21 protein-coding genes and 24 tRNA genes are annotated in these 18776 nt (G+C 43.1%); 33 read left to right on the top strand and 12 right to left on the bottom strand.

Annotation, left to right across the window (positions count from 1 at the left end):
• The first annotated feature begins 16 nt into the window (after positions 1-16).
• Positions 17-2617, top strand: coding sequence for a trypsin-like peptidase domain-containing protein (locus VE944_RS21295; RefSeq protein WP_324981463.1), 2601 nt, complete (start codon positions 17-19; stop codon positions 2615-2617).
• A 139-nt stretch (positions 2618-2756) separates the two neighbouring features.
• Here VE944_RS21295 and VE944_RS21290 read toward each other — a convergent pair whose 3' ends face one another.
• Positions 2757-2906 (bottom strand): hypothetical protein, encoded by a 150-nt coding sequence (locus VE944_RS21290; RefSeq protein ID WP_324981460.1) that lies wholly within the window; start codon positions 2904-2906, stop codon positions 2757-2759.
• A 431-nt stretch (positions 2907-3337) separates the two neighbouring features.
• A complete protein-coding gene (locus VE944_RS21285) occupies positions 3338-3475 on the bottom strand; it encodes a hypothetical protein (protein ID WP_324981457.1) in 138 nt (45 codons plus the stop codon).
• Positions 3476-3934: 459 nt separating this feature from the next.
• Here VE944_RS21285 and VE944_RS21280 point away from each other — a divergent pair, with 459 nt between their 5' ends.
• A complete protein-coding gene (locus VE944_RS21280; protein WP_324981455.1) occupies positions 3935-4294 on the top strand; it encodes a cupin domain-containing protein in 360 nt (119 codons plus the stop codon).
• Positions 4295-4702: 408 nt separating this feature from the next.
• On the opposite strand, the gene VE944_RS21275 is transcribed toward VE944_RS21280, so the two are convergent.
• The 9 genes from VE944_RS21275 to VE944_RS21235 all read right to left on the bottom strand — a co-directional run bounded on the left by VE944_RS21275 (position 4703) and on the right by VE944_RS21235 (position 11762).
• Positions 4703-6313, bottom strand: a complete 1611-nt coding sequence (locus VE944_RS21275; RefSeq protein ID WP_324981453.1) for a tetratricopeptide repeat protein — start codon at positions 6311-6313, stop codon at positions 4703-4705.
• A gap of 213 nt (positions 6314-6526) precedes the next feature.
• A complete protein-coding gene (locus tag VE944_RS21270; RefSeq protein ID WP_324981451.1) occupies positions 6527-6772 on the bottom strand; it encodes a hypothetical protein in 246 nt (81 codons plus the stop codon).
• Between the two features lie 489 nt (positions 6773-7261).
• The gene (locus VE944_RS21265; protein ID WP_324981448.1) at positions 7262-7630 is read right to left on the bottom strand and encodes a GIY-YIG nuclease family protein; all 369 of its coding nucleotides are present in this window, start codon (positions 7628-7630) and stop codon (positions 7262-7264) included.
• A 20-nt stretch (positions 7631-7650) separates the two neighbouring features.
• On the bottom strand, positions 7651-9519 hold the full coding sequence (locus VE944_RS21260) for a hypothetical protein (protein WP_324981445.1): 1869 nt from the start codon (positions 9517-9519) through the stop codon (positions 7651-7653).
• A complete protein-coding gene (locus tag VE944_RS21255; protein ID WP_324981442.1) occupies positions 9447-9869 on the bottom strand; it encodes a hypothetical protein in 423 nt (140 codons plus the stop codon). The genes VE944_RS21260 and VE944_RS21255 overlap by 73 nt, the downstream gene beginning before the upstream one ends.
• Positions 9850-10575, bottom strand: a complete 726-nt coding sequence (locus VE944_RS21250) for a hypothetical protein (protein ID WP_324981440.1) — start codon at positions 10573-10575, stop codon at positions 9850-9852. The genes VE944_RS21255 and VE944_RS21250 overlap by 20 nt, the downstream gene beginning before the upstream one ends.
• A gap of 208 nt (positions 10576-10783) precedes the next feature.
• On the bottom strand, positions 10784-11122 hold the full coding sequence (locus VE944_RS21245) for a hypothetical protein (RefSeq protein ID WP_324981437.1): 339 nt from the start codon (positions 11120-11122) through the stop codon (positions 10784-10786).
• Entirely contained in the window at positions 11100-11468 is a 369-nt protein-coding gene (locus VE944_RS21240; RefSeq protein WP_324981434.1) for a hypothetical protein, read from the bottom strand. The genes VE944_RS21245 and VE944_RS21240 overlap by 23 nt, the downstream gene beginning before the upstream one ends.
• Positions 11469-11549: 81 nt before the next feature.
• Positions 11550-11762 carry a helix-turn-helix domain-containing protein gene (locus VE944_RS21235; RefSeq protein ID WP_324981431.1) on the bottom strand — a complete coding sequence of 71 codons (213 nt, stop codon included), beginning with the start codon at positions 11760-11762 and terminating at the stop codon, positions 11550-11552.
• 248 nt (positions 11763-12010) lie between these two features.
• On the opposite strand from VE944_RS21235, the gene VE944_RS21230 reads away from it, so the two are divergent.
• From VE944_RS21230 to VE944_RS21095, 28 genes are all read left to right on the top strand, one after another.
• Positions 12011-12196 carry a hypothetical protein gene (locus VE944_RS21230; protein ID WP_324981428.1) on the top strand — a complete coding sequence of 62 codons (186 nt, stop codon included), beginning with the start codon at positions 12011-12013 and terminating at the stop codon, positions 12194-12196.
• 337 nt (positions 12197-12533) lie between these two features.
• Entirely contained in the window at positions 12534-12962 is a 429-nt protein-coding gene (locus VE944_RS21225; RefSeq protein ID WP_324981425.1) for a COG3650 family protein, read from the top strand.
• Between the two features lie 138 nt (positions 12963-13100).
• Positions 13101-13319, top strand: coding sequence for a hypothetical protein (locus VE944_RS21220; protein ID WP_324981422.1), 219 nt, complete (start codon positions 13101-13103; stop codon positions 13317-13319).
• Positions 13320-13396: 77 nt separating this feature from the next.
• Positions 13397-13918, top strand: a complete 522-nt coding sequence (locus VE944_RS21215) for an HNH endonuclease (protein WP_324981419.1) — start codon at positions 13397-13399, stop codon at positions 13916-13918.
• Positions 13919-14120: 202 nt separating this feature from the next.
• Positions 14121-14196 (top strand) — tRNA-Asp (locus VE944_RS21210).
• A gap of 3 nt (positions 14197-14199) precedes the next feature.
• Positions 14200-14276, top strand: a tRNA-Glu gene (locus VE944_RS21205).
• 3 nt (positions 14277-14279) lie between these two features.
• Positions 14280-14353, top strand: a tRNA-Arg gene (locus tag VE944_RS21200).
• Between the two features lie 6 nt (positions 14354-14359).
• Positions 14360-14433, top strand: a tRNA-Cys gene (locus VE944_RS21195).
• A 5-nt stretch (positions 14434-14438) separates the two neighbouring features.
• A tRNA-Ile gene (locus tag VE944_RS21190) sits at positions 14439-14513 on the top strand.
• Positions 14514-14516: 3 nt separating this feature from the next.
• A tRNA-Trp gene (locus VE944_RS21185) sits at positions 14517-14587 on the top strand.
• 5 nt (positions 14588-14592) lie between these two features.
• Positions 14593-14692: transfer RNA gene (locus VE944_RS21180), tRNA-Glu, on the top strand.
• Between the two features lie 7 nt (positions 14693-14699).
• A tRNA-Tyr gene (locus VE944_RS21175) sits at positions 14700-14781 on the top strand.
• A gap of 4 nt (positions 14782-14785) precedes the next feature.
• Positions 14786-14873 (top strand) — tRNA-Ser (locus VE944_RS21170).
• A gap of 6 nt (positions 14874-14879) precedes the next feature.
• Positions 14880-14953 (top strand) — tRNA-Arg (locus VE944_RS21165).
• Positions 14954-14958: 5 nt separating this feature from the next.
• A tRNA-Phe gene (locus VE944_RS21160) sits at positions 14959-15035 on the top strand.
• Between the two features lie 9 nt (positions 15036-15044).
• Positions 15045-15119 (top strand) — tRNA-Asn (locus VE944_RS21155).
• A 5-nt stretch (positions 15120-15124) separates the two neighbouring features.
• A tRNA-Gln gene (locus tag VE944_RS21150) sits at positions 15125-15198 on the top strand.
• 9 nt (positions 15199-15207) lie between these two features.
• Positions 15208-15285 (top strand) — tRNA-Leu (locus VE944_RS21145).
• 1 nt (position 15286) lies between these two features.
• Positions 15287-15363 (top strand) — tRNA-Pro (locus VE944_RS21140).
• Positions 15364-15366: 3 nt separating this feature from the next.
• Positions 15367-15440, top strand: a tRNA-Leu gene (locus VE944_RS21135).
• Between the two features lie 7 nt (positions 15441-15447).
• Positions 15448-15522: transfer RNA gene (locus VE944_RS21130), tRNA-Lys, on the top strand.
• A 6-nt stretch (positions 15523-15528) separates the two neighbouring features.
• Positions 15529-15602 (top strand) — tRNA-Leu (locus tag VE944_RS21125).
• Between the two features lie 96 nt (positions 15603-15698).
• A tRNA-Thr gene (locus VE944_RS21120) sits at positions 15699-15771 on the top strand.
• 100 nt (positions 15772-15871) lie between these two features.
• Positions 15872-15947 (top strand) — tRNA-Val (locus VE944_RS21115).
• Positions 15948-15953: 6 nt separating this feature from the next.
• A tRNA-Arg gene (locus tag VE944_RS21110) sits at positions 15954-16027 on the top strand.
• Between the two features lie 5 nt (positions 16028-16032).
• Positions 16033-16106: transfer RNA gene (locus VE944_RS21105), tRNA-Ala, on the top strand.
• Between the two features lie 6 nt (positions 16107-16112).
• Positions 16113-16186: transfer RNA gene (locus VE944_RS21100), tRNA-His, on the top strand.
• 8 nt (positions 16187-16194) lie between these two features.
• Positions 16195-16277: transfer RNA gene (locus tag VE944_RS21095), tRNA-Ser, on the top strand.
• On the opposite strand, the gene VE944_RS21090 is transcribed toward VE944_RS21095, so the two are convergent.
• Entirely contained in the window at positions 16259-16399 is a 141-nt protein-coding gene (locus tag VE944_RS21090) for a hypothetical protein (RefSeq protein WP_324981416.1), read from the bottom strand. The two genes, VE944_RS21095 and VE944_RS21090, sit on opposite strands and share 19 nt — an antisense overlap.
• A gap of 230 nt (positions 16400-16629) precedes the next feature.
• Between VE944_RS21090 and VE944_RS21085 the strand changes: the two genes are divergently transcribed.
• From VE944_RS21085 to VE944_RS21075, 3 genes are all read left to right on the top strand, one after another.
• A complete protein-coding gene (locus tag VE944_RS21085) occupies positions 16630-17271 on the top strand; it encodes a ParA family protein (RefSeq protein WP_324981412.1) in 642 nt (213 codons plus the stop codon).
• Positions 17258-18190, top strand: a complete 933-nt coding sequence (locus VE944_RS21080) for a ParB/RepB/Spo0J family partition protein (RefSeq protein WP_324981409.1) — start codon at positions 17258-17260, stop codon at positions 18188-18190. The genes VE944_RS21085 and VE944_RS21080 overlap by 14 nt, the downstream gene beginning before the upstream one ends.
• A gap of 102 nt (positions 18191-18292) precedes the next feature.
• Positions 18293-18499, top strand: coding sequence for a hypothetical protein (locus VE944_RS21075; RefSeq protein WP_324981406.1), 207 nt, complete (start codon positions 18293-18295; stop codon positions 18497-18499).
• The last annotated feature ends 277 nt before the right edge of the window (positions 18500-18776 follow it).

Genomic DNA, 18776 nt, shown 5'->3' with positions numbered 1-18776 from the left:
ATAAAGTTAAACCAAGATGAATCAGCTGTTGTTTGAACTGTTGCCACAGTGTACTTTGCGGTTGAATGTCTTTGGAAAGAAAGGGCAGGGAACAGGGTTTTTTGTTGCACCAAGGCTCATAGTGACTTGTGCCCATGTGGTTAAAGACACAGATGTTAAGCAAATAAATATATGCTGGCAGGAACGGAATTACACGGCTTTCATAAAAGCTTTATCGCAGGATAGTCGCTTTGACTTGGCACTACTAGAGTTATATGAGCCAGTATCCGATCATCCTTGCGTTTATCTTGGTGAATCTGTAGAACCAGGTGATAAATTATACAGTTATGGTTATACTGACGATTATTCTAATGGTGAGCCTGCAACTTTTGAGTGTGAAGGTTCTAGTACTGACCCACCGTTAATTAAATTCAAATCGGGTCAAGTTCGTCCTGGTATGAGCGGTGCACCCTTACTAAATTTACGGACTGGTAAAATCTGTGGACTTGTTAGGTTGAGCCGAGATCGCCTTCTAGATATGGGTGGACGAGCAATACCGACAACAGTCATTCTCTCCCAATTTAGAGAACTCGTAGAACTACAACACAATTTTCATCAGAAAGACGAATACTGGCTCAAGCTTTTACCAAAAGCTGCCAGAGAATCATTGCGATTACATCCTTATTCCAACCTCCCTTCTCAAACTTACCAAGAATTTATTGGTCGGAAGAAAGAACTTAGTCGGTTGTTGAAGCAGATTTCCCTTAATTACCGTGCGCCAATTATTACTGTAGATGGTATCGGGGGAGTCGGGAAAACCGCACTAGTATTGGAGGCTGCTTACCTGTGCTGGGAAGCCAAGCATAGTCAATCTTCCACAGAAACACCGTTATTTGATGCGATTATATTTACCTCAGCAAAAGAAAGTTGGTTATTCCCGACAGGTATTGTACAACGGCTCAGGAAGCAGGGAACTTTGAGGGATATTTACAGGGAGATTGCCCACACTTTAGATGACCCAAGTATTACCCAGTCTCCTCTAGAAGATCAACTTCATCGGGTATATGAAAGTCTTAGCAGACAGCGTACCCTGCTGATCGTGGACAACCTGGAAACTATTGAGGACAAAAATGAGGTTATAGCTTTTCTGTCGGAATTACCACCAACTGCTAAAGCAGTAATCACAACCCGTGAGCAGATAGTGATGTACGCTTCGATGCGTCTGGACTGCTTGCCAAAAGAAGACAGTCTTCAACTAATTCAACAACAGGCAATAGACAAAGAAATAACATTAAGTGAAGAGGATGCAGGAAAAATTTACGAGCGCATTGGGGGAGTTCCAATAGCTCTTATTTATGTCATTGGTCAGCTAGCGAGTGGTTACTTTTTAGACGCAATATTAAATTTGTCAGCACCGCTCCCTGATGATATAGTGCGTTTTTGCTTTGATGGATCTGTGAAACCATTACAGGGAAAAGCTTCCCACAAATTGTTAATGTCCCTAGCGATGTTTCGCAATGCTCCGGTTTACGATGCAGTGGCTGAAGTTGCTGGATTTAAATCAGACTTAATTGCCGTAAATATAGGTTTGGCTCGACTCCAACAACTTTCACTTGTGCGTCACTACAAAGAGCGATATGTGATGCTTTCTCTCACCCGTGAATATGCTCTGACAGAACTCTCTGCCCATCCAGATTTTGAGCAAGAAGGACGAGAACGTTGGGTAAAGTGGTATCTAAATTTTGCATACAAATATGGTGGAGAAGATTCGGGAGATTGGCAAATCAAATATGATTACCTAGAAAGCGAATGGGATAACCTTTTAGCAGTGCTGTATTGGTGTGCTCACCAGGATCGTTATGAGGATGTCAAAAAGCTATGGAAACTTGTAAATCGGTACACGAATATCTATGGATTTTGGTCAGAACGAATATTTTGGCTGGATTGGTTAATTCAACTATCAAATCGCCTGGGCGATTGGTCAACTTGGTTTTATGCAATGTCAAGAAAAGGCTGGACACTTACCCTAATGGGTCATCAGCAGAATCTGGAAGCAGCTGAACCAATTTTCAACGAGGCATGGAGTAAACGTGAGTATGCTGACTTGAGGGTTCAGGATTACTTGGCTAAAAGTTTTGCTGCACTACGTATTCGCCAAGGACTATATGAGGATGCTCGCAACTGGCTAAATATCAAAGAAGACCTTTTAAAAAATGCTTGTTTAGAGGAGCAAGAACACATCCGTTATTTAAGTACCATTGCTTTTTACAGAGCAGATATTGAATACTTGGAAGGCAATTACGACTTAGCTAAAACACTCTATCAACAAGTAAAAAAACAGGCTGAGAAAATTGGTTGGCAGCGAAGAGCAAGCTATGCCCAAAACAGGCTAGCTGATATTGCAATCAAGCAAGTTGAACTGCACGAGGCTGAAAAACTATTGAATATGGGTTTGCCTGTAGCAGAACGCAATAAAGACAAACGTCTCACTGCTGACTATCAACGCTGTTTTGCTAACTTAGAAAAAGTCAAAGGAAATCTAGAGAAAAGCCGTGAATGGGCAAAAAAGGCTATGGACGGTTTCAACCGACTAGGTATGACACAGCAGGCAGCAGAAATGCGCTCTATGTTTGATTGATGGTTGTCTTAAAAAAACGTGAGTTCGACGGGCTGAATTGGGGTTCAGTTAGGTCGAGGGGGAGTATTATCTCCCGCCCCTCCCATTTAGAACCGGACATACCCCCTAGCTATCTAGTTGGTATTTCAGAGCTTGAGACTCACTCAAGCACAGTCAGAAGTTCCGTATGTTGATCAACCAAAGCTTGTATTGTGCTAACTGGATGACGATGGAGGCGATGTTTGTGTTGACGGGGTGCTTCATCCATTGCTAATCTACGACGTTGAGTGTTGTATTCCGCTACAGGCACTTCCCGAATTTATGCCAGCAACATTTCTTCACTTTCGGCGAAGAAAAGAACTTGATATTGCCCAAAATCACGCAATTCGACAGTTGATTTCCGCCCACTAATACGCCGCTGGTGGCGACGTAGATTGCTGAACTTCCATTTTGAGATTATCTGGTGGCAAACCAGGAATGTCATAGCAGTGCAATAAATCAGTACCGTATTTATGCCACAGTCTTGGGATATCCGCAGACGGGAGCAACTACGAGTAAGTTTTGAGCGTAGGCGCAGCCCGCCGCAGGCATCGGTCCACCATTTTCTTAGAGGATAGGAAGCGATCGCTCTCTTCCCAAAAAACCCGGTCGTCGTGACTGGGCTTTTGATGGGGTTATATTCCCCAAGGGGTATTTATAGAAGTTATTTATAAGTCGTTGTTCTAATAAGGACTACACCGCCTAGATTAGGAATTCCAGAAAGAAGAGTGCCATTGTGCTGTTATCCGTCACTTTTTGGATGCGTAGGCGCAGCCCGCCGTAGGCATCGCCCATTACATCTGCGCGATTAACGAGAGCGTAGTTTACTGCCGCAGGCATCGCTTCATCGCCTGTTGAATAGGTGTTGCTGGTATAGCTATCTCTATCGCTTTTAGTACTTCATCACTTTGTATATTATGAGACAGCGACGAGAAGTCCTTGAGATGTACCACACTCAATTTCCATTAGTCATGACCAATGTTTAATTTACCTGACTTTGAGCCTTAAATGAAACGTATTGCTATTTAATAGTGCGATCGCACTATTAAATAGCTGTTTTTATTGATAATCTAGCTATGTAACTGAGAATTAAAACCCGATCTAATTTTGGAGCATTGCTCCCTTTTATATGCTAAATGGTCGGCAGTGCAAGACTTAATTTCCTCCCATCGAAAATGAGCGAACGTACAGATATTGTTCGGTATACCTGCGGTTGGAAGATAGCAACTCCCCCTGTATTACAGTTAGTTAACCAGAAATAATATAAAATATTAGAGAACCCATTTGTGGAAAGTAACGATGGATAAAGTTAACCTTGTAGACAAGTTAAGTCTTTTTGATGATTACTGGAACCCTAGAATTGTAGGTGAACTCAATAATTCATACATTAAGCTAGTTAAAGTAAAGGGAGAATTTGTATGGCATCATCACGATCTGGATGATGAGTTTTTTTTGATAATAAAAGGGCACTTACTAATTAAATTTCGAGAGCGTGATATCTGGTTAAATGAGGGAGAATTTTTAATCATTCCAAAAGGAGTCGAACATCTTCCTGTAGCAGAGGAAGAAGTACATATGCTAGTATTCGAGCCGAAATCTGTTTTAAATACAGGTAATGTTAAATGTGAAAAAACAGTGGAAAAATTACAGCACATTTAACGTTATAATTGCTCTATATAACCGTAGTAAATCAAACTTAATCTAACACTTCTGACTTGTCGGACACTCAGAAAAAATGCCTGACGTGTCTAATTTTTTACTATTTTTTCTATGTTAATACTCTCGATGTCGAGCGAGCATCTTCTCTTCTATATAGGACTCCGATTTTATTTTTGAAAATATACTGAGGCTAAAAAGCCGGTTTTCTTAGGGTTTTATCTGAAATCTTGTTCAAAAATAAGATATGAGTCCTATAGATAATTCTTGTTAAGAAGTCTGGGTTAAATTGATACTCATGGATATATCTGACTTTCCACATCCCGTGAAAAGTCAGATAGATAGAGGAAGCTTTTCTCGTAACAGCTAACTCTGTCAATGATAGAGGAATAATAAAAAATTGAACTGCAACTACTTCAGATCAGCACTTTCCTTGCCACGGCGCCCAAACAGCATAGTTATATTCATCCGTCGGTTTTCAAAAGAGTCATGAAAGTAAAAGGGATCTGAACGGTGAAACAGGTTTGATTGAAAAAGTACCGCACGGTTACAGCGATAAGGAATAACTAATGAGTTAGCTGATTCAAGAAATTCACCAATTCGGGCTTGAATCTGTGGATCATCTTTATACATATTGTATTTGAGCCAGTCCCAGTCAAGCGGCTGCTCCTTATCATAAATTACAAGACCTGACCCTCCATTCTGGTTAAGATTTGCTTCATCAGGTGTGATCCAGAAATTAAGTGTGACCGAACCGTCACCTGTATGCGTTTTGACGCCACTACCACGACTTCCATATCTGTAGATCCACATATTATTCAAAGGTAAACCGTTCAGAAGTCTTGGCAACCTTAACTTCAACTCAGAAATAATTTGATATATGAGACTGCAACTGAAGCCCTCAGCCATATAAGAACCAACAAATCCGGCTTCACTATCTCGGAAGAAAACTGTTGATTCGAGACAAAAGTTCCGTAGTCCTTCAAGAGCGGCTGGTGTCAGAAGGTCGTCGAAGTAAACTACTGAGGAAGCAATATATTTATCCTCAATAGAATTCCAATTAAGTGATTCATTTAGGGTTGCTCCTGAAATATGAGGAGCATCTGCATAATAAATGATTTTGTCGTAGTATCCTGCAAATGATGCTTTTTGATTCTGTGTGAGGGGAGTGTACGGTACACGATTAACCTGTGCATTAAGCTCTTGTAATAGACAGAGGTAGCGATTCACTAAATATTGAAAAGAAGAGTCTATCTTCTTTCCCTTAATTAAATAGTTAAGCTGGTCAATTCGGTCTTGTAACTTGAATGGAGAAGCATATAACTGCCCCATCTCTGTCTCATTGTCAACACAAAAATTAGTATCAAATCGAGCCATATTGGACTCTGGAATACCACGTTTTTTGAAAAGTATATAATTAAAGATTTCTTGCGCGTGTTTATACAAATTTTTACAAAGAAAGGCAATACCCAAGTTATTTGCTGTTCCCAAGTCTTCAGGATTAGCTGCTAGAATTTTCTCGTAACAAAAGATGCTGTCATCAAACTTTTCTAACTTGAGGAAGACTTCACCTAGGCTTTTCAAGGCGGATAGATAGCGAGGTTTAAGTTCTAGTGCTTGTTGGTAGGAGGCAATTGCCTCCTCTAATTTTCCTGAAATTTGAAGAGCATTACCTAAGTTATTGTGAGCTTCTGAGTAGTTAGGATTAAGTTCTAGTGCTTGTTGGTAGGAGGCAATTGCTTCCTCTAATTTTCCTGAAATTTGAAGAGCATTACCTAAGTTATTGTGAAAGATAGAAGATAAAGGTATAAGCTTAATAGCTCTGTTTATGAGGTTGATGCCAGCTTCTAACTTTCCAATGCGGTATGAGACTACACCAAGTAAATGGAGAGTATTAGCATGATTTGGCGAGCATTCAAGGACTTGGCGATATGCTTGTTCAGCATTTAATAAATAACCATGTCTATGGTAATCAATAGCAATGCCCAACAGTTCAGATACTTTTTGTTCTAGAGCAATCATTTCAATGCTTGTAGAGTGATAAAATGTATAAGTAAAGTCTAGAAGAAACAAGACTATATACTATAGCAATCCTATTTGATTGGTCAAAATCGCTGCTCCTAAAATCCCCAACTTTTATAAGAACTCGGAATGTGATTTATCACAAATGATTTAGGGCTGCTATAGTAGACATCCCGTTCATATATACTTGGATGTTAGCAACAAAAATCTACACTAAAACAAGCTAACAGAGTCAGTCAAAGTTAGTCCTAATACAGCTTCAGACTGCTGAATTCCAGACTGCTGAATTCCAGACTGCTGAATTCCAGACTGCTGGATTCCAGACTGCTGGATTCCAGACTGCTGGATTCCAGACTGCTGGATTCCAGACTGCTGGATTCCAGAATCTTGAATTCCAGACTGCTGGATTCCAGACTGCTGAATTCCAGACTGCTGAATTCCACCTGTTAATTCATCCATGACAACCTCCAGATATGCTTAAGCCTGTAAATATTGCATGGTATACGATATACGACTTAACGCCAAAGAGCGTCTAACCATGACTTGTTTAAAGCTTTACATAAATTGCGAAAAACGGCGAGAACATGGAAGAATTATTAAGTGCCATATATGTTTCATTTTTTTCACTTTTGTAAGTGAGTTTAATTGAAATTCGGACTGGAAAGATTCCGGGCTTTTTTTGCAACCAGCAACCACAAAAGCAAAAGCCCCAGACATAAACAGCCTGGGACATCCGCATTGAATGCGCTCTTATTGCTATTGCTTACAGAATTAACGGAACGTTGCACCTTTTAGACCTCCTTGGGTTCAATCTAGGAGGCTGCCTTGAAGAGAGCGTTTCGCATAAGCTCTATATGGATAAAAATCATGCATCTTCCATCCAAAAAAGCGGCGGATATAAAGTCTTACAATGTAGGATTTCATATATCTTATAATTCCCAATATCTACTAATTTTTAACTTGGTAAACTTTCATCCAAAAGTAGGCTAACCAAATCTGCCATATCCACAAGTCAAACCACTCGCGGGATTTTTTAAGCTTTACACTGGACGCTTTAAATTTCTTGTGTAACTTCCCTTCTACCTTCTTCATATCTTGCACATAGACAGTTTCCAAAATGGCAATATCACAGGGTGGCTGGGAGCCTTCAAAACTAGCTATCTGCTTTACTCTCGCTTCAGGATTGCGAGATAAACCTATTTTGCATCGCTTCAGTAATAATCCTGGAATTATCCCGTGATAGCCTTGAGCAATTAGCAGATATACATACCCTGGCTGATTTGCTGACTGATTAAAATAGTCGAAGTTGTAGACCATTGCTAAAATTCATGATATTTTTAAAATCCTAATCCCCTAAATTCTCGATAAGCTTTACTCCACCCACTGCGGCTTTTTTTTACCTGCCATAGCTGCCCAACTATCTTGGTTTGGCTCACGCCATCAAGCTGCATCTTGCTTACTGTGGCTATGATTTCAGCCTTAGTAAGCTGCAATGGGGTATACCGTTTTTCATCTGGTACAGATGCAGCATCAATCAGTAATGCCTGCTCTGTAGGTTCTGATAAGATCGATTCAGACTGTTCTTCTGTTTCTTGAAATTCAGGATGAATACCTTTTAAATTGCCACTTTCTAAAATAGGAGACTGAGCAAAGCTACGCTCAAAGTTACCCATAAGCCTATCTATGTTGAGACGAAGCAATTCCTCTGGATCATCAATATCAGTGATTGTTGGTTCAATAGTATGAGGTTGAATGATAATATCTAGTGCAATTTCATCAACAGGTTTTGTTACTTCCTGAACCTCTCGCTTCCACCCAGATAAATCAGGTGCGATCGCGGGAAACTTCCCAAACTCACACTCAATCCAAGCAGCCCGTTTACCAAGCGATCGCAGAAATTCAACCACTTTACCCCATGCTGCCCATTCCTCAGAATCCTTAGCAAATTTACGCTGCATCGTCTCAGCTTCTTCCACTGCGAACGAACCAAGATACACAGTGCAGAAACATTCTAAAATATCTGATTCTCCCTCCAGCCCCCAGGTGATAACCTGTCTACCTTGAGCCATAGCAAAGATCCTGATGAGTGATTCACGGGAAAGTGTTAGCTGTTCCCCCATGATTTCTTTTGCAGAAGGTGAGATAATTTCCTTTGTCTCTGGGTCTTTGATAGCTTTGATGTTACGAGCGATCGCTTTCCATTCATCTACAATTGCGCTGAATCTCCCACGGTAAACTCCTTTTTCCATAAGCCGTGTACGCTCGATTCGCTCATCTTGCAGCCATTCCAGCTTTTCGCGGATAATACCGTAAGCTTCAGGGACTCCATAAACTGGCAAACCCGCCCACTGATGCGGTTTACGCTTTACAGTAAGTACCATGCGCTCGTTGGACGGAACCACGTCAACAAGCCAATCACAAAGCGTAGTCTTACCCCCGTTAGTTGGAGCGATGAGCCGGATATGGGGCAGATCGTCAATGCGATTATTGAACCATTGCCAATCCCAAAATTCTACGCCGAGCGCTGGTGGCTTTGGCAGTTCAACTCCAAAAAATAATTCTGGTTCCGGTTCTGGCTCAGGTTCTGAAACCTTGAGTTCAACTACTTCGGGCAATTTTTGTGATTGTTCTAGAACTGGCTCAGACTTTGGCAAGTATTGTGCGATCGCTTCTGGATTACGCTCAAAGAACATTTCCGCAACCGATTCTTTTAACTCTTGTTCATGAACCTCTACCCTAGTCTGTGCAAGGTTTTCAAGGTTTTGAAATTCAGTATTAGCTTCGAGTTCAAGCCGTTTTACTGCAAGCTGTTTGTCGAGTTGTAACTGTGGCTCAATCTCCTCTTGCTCCTCTTCAGCCTTTGCGATCGCAAATAACCCACCACCAAATAGCAACACTGCTAAGATACTTCCAGCAGTACGCTGTAAGCCATAGCCAGGAAGGTATTTAGCGTTTACATTAACGGGTATTTCGTCAAAGCTATTAACTTCTACTTTGGTGCATGGTTTCGTCCGATTGTCGCAGTAGGTAGCGCGTGGTGAGTAGCTTCCTACCAACCCTACACCAGCAGAGAAACTACCAGCGATCGCACAGATAGCGCTGGTAGTAATCAAGTTACGTCGTGCAGCTTGGCCTAATTTGCGTCCTTTGTCGCTGACAATATGCCAATCAACATCATTAAAGAGCCAATCCCATAAACTAGACATTGCCACAGTGGAATTATCCAAAATCCCAGAAATATAGGCTGAAAAAGGAATTGAACAAGAGCATCCCAAAAAGCGATCGCACTAATTGAAATCGCTAAAATTATCAACTTTTGAGCATCCACCGACGCTCGACGACTCGCTACCGCTTCGCTATCTGCTTTTAAAAGTGATAATCCAATTGCTGAAATCACTCCCACCGCATAGATTGCTCCCCCGTAGGGGAAGAGACGGGAGATATTAGCGATCGCTAGTCCAATCCCAAAAAAAAGCCCGTAGACGTTAATGCTCGACAATATTTGAATTGAGCGCAGTCTACGGGATGGGGTGACGTTACTTGCCTCTTGTTCCATACTGAATTAGCTCTTTAATATGGATTTTGCGCTGATTAACAATGCTACGTTGCTCTGCAAGTTCAGCCGCTAATATTGGGCGTTGTGTTGCCTCTTCAATGGATTTAGCCAGCGACGCAGCTTTAATTTTCAATGCCATATCTACACTGAAATCTGATAAACGAATAACATTTTCAGTTTCAGCATTGAGTTTAATTAGCTCATTATCTCCCTTACGTCCCAATTGCTCTTGATGAGCTTTATAGCCCATCCACTCAAGCATTACATCCAGTTTGGCTTTGTCGATTTCCTTAATACCTTTAGCGCCAGATTTAACAGCTCTAGCGATAAAAGTATTGTAGTCAGTAACGGCTTTTATATAGTCGTTAATATGCTGCTCAATTAGTGGGAGATATTCTGCGAACTGTTTGGCTTGCAGAATCATATCAGTCTGCTGTGCTAATTGCTCAGGCGACATCCCAGCAAGACTTTGCAAGTCAATGCCAAAGTGGGAAGTAAACAGCCCCGCAGCTTCCGGGGCATTATCAAAAACCCTTACCAATTCTGGTAAATTAGGCGCTATACCCTGGCTTAAATGGTCTGATTTAACTGGTGTAGCGTTAACTGTAACTGTTTCAGGATTAGCGCTTTTTAATGGTTTGGCGACTATCGACATTGCTGATTTGATTCGGTCTAAGGGCTTCCTGCCCCTTGCTTTCTCTGCCACTGAGTACCACCTTACTTACTATTCCGTAAATTATCAGAAATGTTGGAATGAAAATCAGCAGAAACACAGTTAGTTTTTTCATTTTGTTTAACTGCTGTGACGTACATTGCTAGAAAACTCAAGACTGCAAGGATTGCGATGCCTCCGGCGCACAAGGTGTACGCCCACACTGTACAAGTTTTTTGAAGTCGAGCAATTCCTCTAAGAATTAAGAGAGTGTGGATTCGTTGCTGGAAGGCAAGAGCGCTATAGGAGTAAGATGCCACTGCTCTATCTGTGCCGTCCAATTCGTGAAAGGGTTTGATAACCCTGTTTTCACCGATTCCAAAATGTTCTGAGTCATTGGGCCATACTCGCCATTTTGCAGCTTGGTAAAGCCAATCATTAGAGCTTGAGCAGTTATGTTGTCTGCGATCGCAACTCCCATTTGTTCACTCATCTGCTGTAACTGACCTTGCAGATTTTCCCCAGCACTTTCGGCTGATTGTTGGGAACCAGTTTTAGGCTGATTATCACCACCTACCTTACCTGTTCTTCTCACGGTCATACCAGAATTCCTCCATGTGCTGTTTGATATTTTGCTTTGCGATCGCTACTCGCATCATCTTTACTAATTGGGCATACTGCCACATACACTCAGCCGATTCTCTGTCATATCCACCGCCGTAAAATTGCCATTCAAATCTTGATACTTTCGCCTCAATTAAATCATTGCGATAGCGGTCAAGAGTCGAGCCGCCAACACCACATAGAGAGGCTAATTGTAGTCTGGGAAAGAATGCGATCGCGGGTACGATTTCATCTAATGAGGTAGTCGCAGTCTTGGCGGTTTCCGTCGATTGCGAACTACCGAAGCCAGAGGGTGAACTTGTGCGTAATTTTTGGGCATTCACTTAAATTTTCTTCAAAATTTCATCACTCCATTGATATTAAAAACCCCGCGAAAAGCGGGGTCTATTGCCATTGGTATTGTCTTAGTCAAAAGCTATGGGTTCTGGTGGCTCCAACCCAAGCGATCGCACAAAATCAAGTAGTTGCACTGCCCTGCAAACTGCATCACCTGGCTTTCTTAGATTGTTAAAGTAGCGCCTGACTGTGTTTTCCTCTACCCCTAAATCCTTCGCTGCTGCTGTTTGAGTGGGATAGTGTTTAGATAACTGCTGCTTTACGTATTCGTCTCGCGTCATAATTGCATTGCTCCTGCTGTAGCTGATTCTACGGTGGGGGAAGTCCTCCGATGCGTCACCACCGGGGGCAAGTTGGGAGCGATCACTGTCAGGGTTGCCAAGCCTTCACATAGCGATCGCTAGTTTTTTAGAAATTGCTGTTGCAGCAACAATGAAATTTTAACGTATAAGCGCGGTTACGCATAAACGCATAAACCAGAATTTTCACAAGCGCTATGCCACAATTAAGCGGATGCGCGTAAATTTCGATGGCTGATAAAAAGGAGCTAAGGGGCTATGTCCCCAATGATATAAATCGACTTTTTCGAGCAGTAGTTGCTTTGAAAGACACCAACCTTAGTGATGCGCTCACTGAGGCTGTTGAGGATTGGCTAAAAAAACCTGAAAACCAGGCTTTGATTAAAAAGCACAATCTTCAAAATTCCGAAGATTAAGGCGATCTGGTTTTGGTAACAACGGAAGGCGATCACTCAAGCTCTTAACTAACTATTTTTCTTAGAGGAAAAGGCAATCTAGTCGAACTGCGATCACCTTTTTCCTTATTTAGTGAAACAGCAACTTCATTAGAGAAGCGATCGCTATAGCACCAGTGCCGCAAGATGGGTCAGATACAGTGCTACGCTGCGATCGCCTCCATTACATTATGAGTACGCGGATACTTGAGGGGAGCAGTAGGGCAGAACTGTTCCACGTCTTTTGAGTGCCGTATAGTTACAGTTGTCCAATAATATACAAGAGTATTGCAAATTAGTAGCTATAAATTCTCGATACATGAAAGCTTTCATCTGTTGTGTTGCTCTGCTCGGATTTGGCGCTAGCTTACTAGCTAACAGCCCCAGTACTGCCAATGAATCATCTATTACTAAGAATAGTCTCGTTGTTGCACAAACTGCTAGTAGTGAAGAATTCATCGCTAGGGGTACAGAACCCTTTTGGAGTGTTACTGTGAGCAAGAAGGGAATTGTCTACTCTTCGCCAGACACAAAACAGCAAACCTTCCCCTATGTTGCACCTCTAAAAGCAGAGGCGCGTCCCGCAGACTTGGTGCGAGTTTACCGACTTCGAGGCAAAGGTAACAATATTTTAATCATCAAAAAAGTCGATGCCTGTAGCGATGGTATGTCAGATAAAGAGTATCCATACTCGGCAATTTTTATCCTGGGGAATAAGGTTTTAGAAGGTTGTGCTGAGAAAAAATGATGCCCCATCTGCAAATTTAGCCTTTACGCCAAGGCATTCACGCAGCGTTCGCCCGTCCCCAGAATTGTGCAGTAGACAAACGCATACTACAACTGTATTATTAATATAAGTCTCAATTACAAATACTACAAGCCTTCAATGATAAGCAGATTATCCTCAACCATTAATAGCGCGGTGCATTGCCGACCCAGCAAGGGTTTAGGCAGAGTATTCGCGCTGCTTGCATTTGAGGGAATGTATCTGTTCGACGGCGATAAATCTGCAAGTGAAGGCATTTTGGGAGTAATTGCCGGATGGCTGAATCTAGACCAACTTATCCAAAGCGGGAGGTGCAAATGTCTTACAGCACCAACATAGGGCAAAAAGTATCAACTACCTGACCCCCGCTCCTGTTCACCAGAGGCGGGGGTTAGTTTTTGAGGAGTGAATCAGTGATGCAAGCTCAACCACACATATTACAAAATTCGGTGATGGTCTTTTCTAAGAACTACTTACCACTAGCACGTATCAACATTAAACGAGCAATCGTGCTGTTAGTCACAGGTCAGGCAGAATCGTTGAATTTTGGCAGTACAAAGCAGTGGGAAGTCCGCTCACCCAGCGTTGTACTACAAGTTCCCGAACATATTCGCTTGACTGTTGGCAATCCCGAACGCCATTGGAAAGTACCACCTGTAAATCGGCGTGAAGTACTCAAGCGAGACAACCACACCTGCCAATACTGCGGTAGCACCAAGCATTTAACACTTGACCATGTGATTCCCCGCTCTAAGGGTGGACAGCATACCTGGGACAACGTTGTAACTGCGTGTGAGAAGTGTAATTCAATCAAGAGCGATCGCTTACCTCATGAAGCTGGAATGGTACTAAAAAGCAAGCCTAAAGCCCCAATTCACCCAGCAGTTGTATTTGCTGAACAGTTTTGGAACGCACAACGCCTGAGTGAGAACGAGTAATTAACTTCAAACCTAGTCAGAGAGGGCAATAAGCTCGATTACGTAACACTGCCCTCTCAGTTCTTTTAAAAAGTTTGTAGTATGCCCTTGACACCCCATAATACATTGTGTAGTATATGTGTAGTAAAGCACTACAGCCTCTCAAAAAGGCATAGCGCAAACACTTCTGAACCATGAAAACTAAATAATTGCCATCTAACGTGGGGGTGTAGCTTAGTCCGGTTTAAAGCAGTCGCCTGTCGAGCGAAAGAACGTGAGTTCAAATCTCATCATCCCCGTGTAGCCTTGTGGACAAATAGACAAGTCGTTCTGATTCTCAGTCAGAGAGAAGCGGGTGCAACTCCCGTCAAGGCTTCCAAATGAGGATGTAGCTCAGTCGGAAAGAGCGCTTGTTTCCGAGGCAAGTGGTCACAGGTTCGATTCCTGTCGTCCTCGTAGTATGTCCAGGTCGCCTAATGGTAGGGTGTTGGTCTGCAAAACCGACTGTGCGAGTTCAATTCTCGCCCTGGACTCCAAATATTGCAGTGTAGCTTAATAGCAAAGCTCCAAGCTCATAACTTGGTCGATGTGGGTTCAACTCCCACCACTGCGACCAAATGCACAGATGGTGTAACGGCAACACCACAGTCTCCAAAACTGTTGTTCTGGGTTCAAATCCTAGTCTGTGCGTTGATGGTGCAGAAGCGAAGTGGTCGAGCGACGCGTCTTTCAAGCGTGTAATTAGCGGGTACCCTCCGGGAACGCTAACGCGAACAAGTCCCGTCTGCACTACCAAATTTATGGGTCGGCTCGCCTATTGGTGTAGGTAACTGTCTGTAAAACAGCCGCGTTCAGTATTGCTGGTTCAATTCCAGCCCGGCCCATTATGGAGAGATTGCTATTGGCAGGGCAAGCTGTTTGCTAAACAGTTGTGAGATTCATCATCTCACTGTGGGTTCAACTCCCTCTCTCTCCGCCTTATGAGAACGTGGTGTAACTGGATAACATCTCAGATTACGAAACTGAAGATTGAGAGTTCAAGTCTCTCCGTTCTCGCTTATCCCCCGGTAGCTCAGTTTTGGTAGAGAGCGCTGGTCTGAAAAATCAGAGGTCATCCGTTCAATCCGGATCTGGGGGACTGGCACATTGCCTCATAGCTCAATGGCAGAGCAAGCGGCTGTTAACCGCGAGGTTGCAAGTTCGACTCTTGCTGAGGCAGCCATTTATTGGGAAGTAGGCAAACAGGCAAAGCCGTCGCACTTTGAATGCGAAGTTTGAGGGTTCGATTCCTTCCTTCCCAGCCTATGTATACTCCTGTAGCCCAATTGGAAGAGGCGGCTGTTTCAAAAACAGTCTATGTACGGGTTCAATTCCCGTCAGGAGTACCAACGGGATGTGGCGCAACTTGGTAGCGCGGCAGCTTTGGGAGCTGAAGGTTGTAGGTTCAAATCCTGCCATCCCGACCATTTGCCCTTGTGACGAAACTGGCAAACGTGCTGGTCTTAGAAACCAGATTTTGTGGGTTCAACTCCCACCAAGGGTATTAAATTGGGTCGTTGGCAGAGCGGATATGCAGCTGCCTTTTAAGCAGACTTATCCAGGTTCAACCCCTGGGCGACCCACCAAATTTTGCCCCTGTAACCCAAGTGGAAGAGGTGCCAAACTTAAAATTTGGAAGTTGCTGGTTCAAATCCAGTCAGGGGTATTGGTGAATATGCGGGGATGGAGCAACGGTGGCTCGTGGGGCTGCATAACCTGAACATCGGCAGGTTCAACTCCTGCCCCCGTCACCAAAATTAGTGCTGGTGTAGCTCAATTGGCAGAGCAACTGATTTGTAATCAGTAGGTTGCAGGTTCAACTCCTGTCACCAGCTTCAATGCGATTGTGGTGTAATGGCAGCATTTGAGTCTTCCAAACTCTAGGTACGAGTACCCTACGGGAAGCAAGCTACAAATCTCGTCGATCGCTTTCTTAGCCCTGTAACTCAGTTGGGAGAGTGCCTCTCTTACAAAGAGGAAGTAGCGGGTTCAAATCCTGCCAGGGCTACCAATTTATGGGAGTGTCGCCTAATGGATGAGGGCATCGATCTTCTAAATCGACCAATGTAGGTTCGACCCCTACCACTCCTGCTCATGGGTCTGTAGCTTAATTGGGAAAGCGTCTGCCTTGCAAGCAGAAAGATGTCGGTTCAAATCCGACCAGTATCCACTGATGGTGTCTGAAGCCAAAGCGGTCGCGGCGCTGGTTTGTGGAACCAGTCATAACGGGTTCAAGTCCCGCCAGACACCCCTTATATGGAAGATGCTGCTTAAGGGAGGGCAACTAGTCTTGAAAACTAGAGCAGGGTAACACCTGGGGGTTCAATTCCTCCATCTTCCGCCTTCCACCAGAAGCTGAAAAGTGAGGCGCTGTGCTGATAACACAGATATAGGAGGGGCAGTACCTCTCTGGTGGATTACTTTTTCTATCGGCTCAATAGCAGCTAAGATTTTCACTTGCATCAGCTTCTCTAAATAAAAGCATTTCTACCAATAACGTTATTGGCAACGGGTCTATCTTCAAAACTACATAAATAAATGGGATGCGATGCCTGCGGCGGGCAAAGCCATCGCAGTACTATCAAGTCATCTCATAAAAAAACTGATACTATTGCTGCTAAATAAACAGTGACAGTTAATTGTGACGGATACAAGCGCAGTAGTAAATTTAGCACGTAGATGCGTGAAAAATTATGATTATCGGGTTAACGAACCAAAAAGGGGGAGCAGGCAAAACCACCGTATCTGGGCATTTGGCATATTGGTTAAGCCAACAAGGAACAGTGATAGTTGTAGATGCAGATGCACAGCAGAGTAGCACTAACTGGATGAAAGACCTGCAACTGCCCTGCAAAACAATGATAGACCCGGATGATTTATTTGATGAACTTCCCGCATTGGCAGAACAATATGATGCTGTAGTTGTAGACGGGCCAGGTAGCCTCAGCGAGACAACCAAAGCAATTTTATCTAGATGTGACCTAGCCCTAGTACCCTGTAAACCAGCAGGTTTAGATATGCACAGTACATCCAAAATGGTAAGAATTTTGCGGCAGGCAAGAGAACTGCGAGGTGGTATGCCCCATGTTGGTTTATTTTTAAATCACGCAAAAAAAGGAACTGTATTACTCAAAGATGCCCAAAGAGCATTATCAGAGAAAAATACAGGCTTTCCTTTACTAAAAACAATGGTGTATGACCTTCAAGTAATTGCTGATGCACCTGGGCAAGGCACGACAGTTTGGGGACTACCCGGAGCAACAGCCAAACGCGCAGCCAAAGATTTTGAGGCACTTTTTACCGAAGCCTTGGGAGTAACCAATGGCAAGAGATAGAAGAATGGTAGAAGAGTTTATCTTTAGGGATGATGCTAACCAAACTAAGGCAACTATGCCCCTCAGTTTGATTGTGCTGCCCACAGCAGAACTGCGGTACTACATCGACCCAGAAGAGGTAGACAAAATTGTTGCTACTGCCAAAAAAAACGGCATTCTAGAACCACTCCTAGTCCGTCCTATTTCCGGTAGTGATAAACACGAAGTAGTGGCAGGGGCAAAGCGCTACAGAGCTTCCCAGATTCTGGAATTGGCAGAAGTCCCTGTAGTTATACGTCAACTCAGTGATGAAGATGCTCTAGAAATTGCCCTGATTGAAAACTTCGCTCGTTCGGCACTCACTGACCTTGAAGAAACTGATGGGATTGTGCGGCTTTTGGCTGTCAAATTAAAGATTTCACCCCAAGAAGTACCACCACTGCTACATCACATCCAAAATCAACAACGGGGTAGAATTGCTGCCAATAACGTTATTGGCAATGATGTAATTGATGTGGTGCAGGAAGTTTTAACCTCCCTTGGTAACATCAAGCTAGATTCTTTTATCAGCAATCGTCTGCCCTTGCTCAATTTACCCAGTGACATTTTAGAGGTACTACGTCAGGGGAAACTGGAGACAAGTAAAGCCAAAGCGATCGCCCGAATTCAAGATGAAAAAACAAGAAGGCAATTCTTAGAAGATGCGATCGCTTATAATCTCTCACTAAGTGAAATTAAACGCAAAATCAAAGAAATTGAACAGCAGACTAAATCAGAGTCATCAGAGCAAACAGAATCGGCATCCATAAAAGAGCGTGTTGATGATACTTTTCAACGCTTCAAAAAAGCGAAAGTGTGGGATGACCCGAAGAAAAAATCCAAAGTAGAGAAGTTGTTAGCTCAGTTAGATGCACTGATGCAAGGCGACAATCCAAAGTAAACCAATGTGAATTTCTCTATACCCAAAAAACGCCAAAACCTTTGATATTTCGATATTATGTGAGAATAGTGGTATATCCGAGCAATCTTTCTGGATAATTCCATGAAAAGCAAAAAACTGGACAAAAGCTTTTTTACGGATATTAGTAACACCGAAGCTGCAACCATTAACGGCGGTACATCTCTAAGCAGTTTAGTTACTCTAAACAGTTTATTACGCACTCGTAGGTTAACTGATATTGTTCAAGCACCCTTTCCCGAACCTTCCCCAACATTCCCCAACCCTCCGATACTTACCCAACCCATTTAACCCGCAAGCCCTGTTATTTAGCCCCTAGAAGCGATTTAGCAGGGCTTTAAGGCAGGATTTTGTACATTTAAGAGAATGTTCGTAGGATGTAATTTTGGAAGGCTTTAAGGGTGTGTAGGGGGTTGTAGACGTTTTAGGGTTGTTGTCTAGGTTGTCTAGATTATGTAGCGTGTTTAGGTTGCTCCGGTGCGCTGCGTAGCTTGCCGCCGAAGGCATCGCCCCTCCCTTCATTCCCCCATTCCTGAATACCTTTTTTTGTTTTGGCAGCGCGGCGGGA

This window comes from Nostoc sp., assembly GCF_035638895.1.
GTDB lineage: Bacteria > Cyanobacteriota > Cyanobacteriia > Cyanobacteriales > Nostocaceae > Nostoc.
Note: the sequence above shows the minus strand (reverse complement) of the source record. Positions and strands in the feature narration are given on the sequence as shown.